The sequence below is a fragment of the Candidatus Nanopelagicales bacterium genome, assembly GCA_018003655.1.
Taxonomy (GTDB): domain Bacteria; phylum Actinomycetota; class Actinomycetes; order S36-B12; family UBA10799; genus JAGNDY01.
Genome location: JAGNDY010000105.1, coordinates 2,050 through 5,751 on the forward strand (window position 1 = coordinate 2,050; position 3,702 = coordinate 5,751).

4 protein-coding genes are annotated in these 3,702 nt (G+C 62.6%); all 4 read right to left on the reverse strand.

What is annotated here, in order from left to right; genetic code table 11:
- Nucleotides 1–307: DEAD/DEAH box helicase (locus tag KAZ48_10410; GenBank protein MBP7973203.1), on the reverse strand; the 307-nt coding region annotated here is incomplete at its 3' end.
- A gap of 277 nt (nucleotides 308–584) precedes the next feature.
- Nucleotides 585–1,298: an ABC transporter ATP-binding protein gene (locus KAZ48_10415; protein ID MBP7973204.1), complete on the reverse strand. Its 714-nt coding sequence runs from the start codon at nucleotides 1,296–1,298 to the stop codon at nucleotides 585–587.
- Nucleotides 1,298–2,404, reverse strand: coding sequence for an ABC transporter permease (locus tag KAZ48_10420; GenBank protein ID MBP7973205.1), 1,107 nt, complete (start codon nucleotides 2,402–2,404; stop codon nucleotides 1,298–1,300). The genes KAZ48_10415 and KAZ48_10420 overlap by 1 nt, the downstream gene beginning before the upstream one ends.
- Nucleotides 2,401–3,498: an ABC transporter permease gene (locus KAZ48_10425; GenBank protein MBP7973206.1), complete on the reverse strand. Its 1,098-nt coding sequence runs from the start codon at nucleotides 3,496–3,498 to the stop codon at nucleotides 2,401–2,403. The genes KAZ48_10420 and KAZ48_10425 overlap by 4 nt, the downstream gene beginning before the upstream one ends.
- Between the last annotated feature and the right edge of the window lie 204 nt (nucleotides 3,499–3,702).

The window sequence follows — 3,702 nt, forward strand, 5'->3', positions numbered from 1 at the left end:
CTAGTGATCGAGCCAGCGGGGTCAGGACAGCAGCGATCTGTTCGGCGAGTTCACGCGTTGGTGCGAGCACGAGTCCGGTTGGTCGCTTGGGCTTGGCTGGCGTGTGTGAGTTGGCCAGTGCAGTCAGCAGCGGAAGTGCGAATGCGAGTGTCTTTCCGGAGCCGGTACGGCCGCGGCCGAGCACGTCGCGCCCCGACAACGAGTCGGGCAGCGTGGCGGCTTGAATCGGGAAGGTTTCGGTAAGGCCCTGTCGGCGCAGTGCTTCGACCAGGGGAGTGGGCAGGGGTAGTTCGGCGAACTTCGCCATGGGTTTCTCCAAGTATTACTGGGTGTATCCGCGGGTGGCGAGGGCTCGATTCAACGGTCCTCGCGGAGTGCGGCACGCCGACGGTCGTCGGGTGCCAACTGTGCGCGCGGTTCCGGAATCCGGATCACATGAGGTGCAAACAAGCACTGCGACTCTTGGGCCGCTGAGGATGAAGTAGCAAGGTGTCTGAACTGAATCGACACCAGCTAGCGCAAATCAAGGCGCTCAAAGTTGGTAACCACAGGCTAACAGAGAAAACGGCCTGGTCGGGGTGACGTCAGTCACCACTCGGTTCATGATGCTTGGGCTCGGCTGGCTTGCTGAGGGTGCCGTCGAGGATCTCGAACACCTCGTCGGTGTACTCGACCATGCGCAGATCGTGGGTCACCATGATTCCGGTTTTGCCACGGTCTTTGACCTCGCGGGCCAGCAGCTGCACGACTTGGCGGCCCAGCGAGGTGTCCAGGGCCGCAGTGGGCTCGTCCACCAGGATCAGATCGGGATCGTTCATGATTGCCCGACCGATGGCAACCCGTTGCCGTTCACCGCCGGAGAGCTGCTCGGGCAGGTTGCCCCGCCGATCGGTCAAGCCAAGCTCCTCGAGCAATTCGTCAGCACGCTTCTTTGACCTCTTCGAGTCCTTCGGCTTGCGCAGGGTTGCCACGTACAGCAGGTTCTCTCGGGCGGTGAGGAAGGGCACGAGATTCGCGGACTGGAAGACGAATCCGACGCGCTGCGCCCGGAACGTGGTCAGTTCCTTGGCGGACAGGGAGGAGACTTCGGTGTCGTTGAGGCGGATGGTTCCGGTGCTCGGAGTCAGCAGACCACCGACCATCGAGATGAGAGTCGTCTTTCCGGAACCGCTGGGACCGAGCAGCGACACGAACTGGCCTTCTTCGACGCTGAAGGCGGCGTGGTTCACCGCTGTTACGGCTGTATGTCCGGTGCCGTAGGTCTTGGTCACGTCAGTGACTTCAAGGATTGGTGCCATCAGAGGGTTCCTCCCAGTGCAGTGGCGGGGTCAATGCGTGCGATCCGGCGCAGTGAGAACAGGGCACCCAGGACGCTGGCGACAATCGTGAAGATCGCGATGTTGATCAGCGTGTCGGTGCGGAAGAGGGTCGGGACAGTCTCCGGGGCAATGAGTCCCAACAGCCGTGAGGCAATTGCACCGAAGATGACCCCAATGACCGAGGCGATGAGGGCTTGCAGAATGACGTCTCGACCAAGGCGCGCGGTGGACGTTCCCAGGGCCTTCAGTGCTGCGAATAGTTCACGTTTCTCCAGCACTACTAGCGCGAAGAACAACGCAACGACAATCGCTGCGACCACGAGCGTCGTCCCAACGATTGCACTCAAAGTTGAGCGCTGCTGCGCGACACCGGGGATGGCCAGGGCGGTCTGGTCAGAGGTCAGAACCGACGTGCCGGGAACCGCGGCCGCCACGGCATCGAGGTCGGTTCCGTCAGCGAGTTGGAGCGCCACCGCTGAGACGTTCGGCGCGAGTCCACGAGTCTCCGGGCGAACGCTGGCACGCATCTTCGACCACGTCGGCACGGTGGTCCAGACCGACGGTTGCAGCTGGTACTGCGAATCCCTGGTTAGGCCGACCACTGTCACCTTGGTGTCTCCCACGGTCAGGGTTGAGCCGACGGCGACTCCCTTGTCCGTGAGCTTCTGATCGACGGCGGCGGCGCCGTTCTCGCCGGGATTCGGTAACCGACCCTGCGTCACCGTCGTGGGAACACCGACGCCTCCTGGCTGGACCCCGAAGACGGCCAGGTCGACCTCACCATCTGGTCCTGATCCGGAAGTGAGCAGGACACCCACCGGTGCTGCCTGTTGGACACCGGAGACGCTGGTGAATTTGGCAACGTCGTCAGCGGGAAGTTGCGACCGGATGAGCGAACCTTGAGCGTCGGCGCTGAAGGCGTAGGCGTTGGCATTAGTCGACTTGATCGCGCCAGTGGAGCCGTAGAAGAGGCCGTCGGAAAGCGCCGACAGCGTCAGCACCAGGAATGTGATCAAGGACAGCGCGGCGATGATGGAGATGAATCGCCCACGGGCGCGGCGAATCTCCGCGATGGCAAGCATCATCGGGCACCTGCCGCGGTAGCCGGGTCGATCTTTCGAATGCGGCGAATGCTTAACAGGCCCGCAGCCAAACTGCAAACCAACACCGCGGCCACGGTTCCAGCAGCCAATGCGGGGCTCAGTGACACCGGAATACCGGTGCTGATTCCCTTGAGTGCCCCGCTGACCAGCAACACGGCCAGCGCACCCGCGATGACGACCACGGCGGTGATCTGAACAGCGACGACGCCAGCTAGTCGGGAATTCGAGGCGCCGTTCGCGCGCAGCAGAGTGAAGACCCGAAGCTTCTGCACCGTCAGGATCAGGAAGAAGAATCCGATCACCACGATGCCGATGATGAAGGTAAGCGCAACCAGAATGCCAAAGGTTTGGCTGACCGATTCAACGCCGGGAATCAGAGCCACAGCGTCGTCGAGGGTGTAGCCCTTGAGGGCAGGCACGTCAGCGGTGATCGAGTCGGCGACCGTAGCCGCACTCGCGCCAGGCACGACCGTCACAGCAATCGCGTTGTAGGGAACGAAGGGGATCTTGGGGTTAGCCGCCCGGACGACTGCCTCGTAGGACGACAACGTGACGTAGGCGGTCGGAGCGGCCGAAAACTGTGCACCATCGAGGAGCCCCACGACCGTTAGCTTGGACTTGCTGGGCTCCAGGGTAATCGTGGATCCGAGGGTCGCGCCGGGGACGTCTACCGCTGCTTCATTCAAGGCGGTGGGCAGGCGGCCGTCTGTCACCGATGTCGGCTCCCCAGGCCCGGCCGGATCGAAGCCAAACACCTGCAGGTCTGACTTGCCTTCGGGTAACTGCGCACTGGTCGTGGAGGTGGCGAGGCCAGCGGCTTTGGCAACCCCGGGAACCTTTCGGACCTTCGCAACGGTGCTTGGTTCCAGGCGACTGGCCTGCAAGTTGTCCCGCGCTGTCGTCGAGTACGCGAGTACCTGCGCGTCTAGGCCTTCGATCGCGCCAGTGAACGACTTGACCAGCGCGCTGGACAAAGTCGTCAGGAACAGCACGAGGAAGATCAGCAGTGAGACGGCGACAGTGAGCAAACCGAAACGCAGCTTCGCCCGTCGCATCTCAATCAACGCCAGGCTCACGCGGCTCCAATCGGTCGCAGTGCGGTTGGGCAAGAGTTGAATCTTCAAGCTCCACTCTAAACCGCACACACACCGTTACCTGAGCGGGGCGAGTCCACGACTGCGTCGCACCACGCAGGTGCGTATTCTCGCTGGCGACCCAATGCAACTGTCGGAGCCTTCCTCGCTCCCGACCCAATGCAACTGTCGGAGAGGTACGAGTGG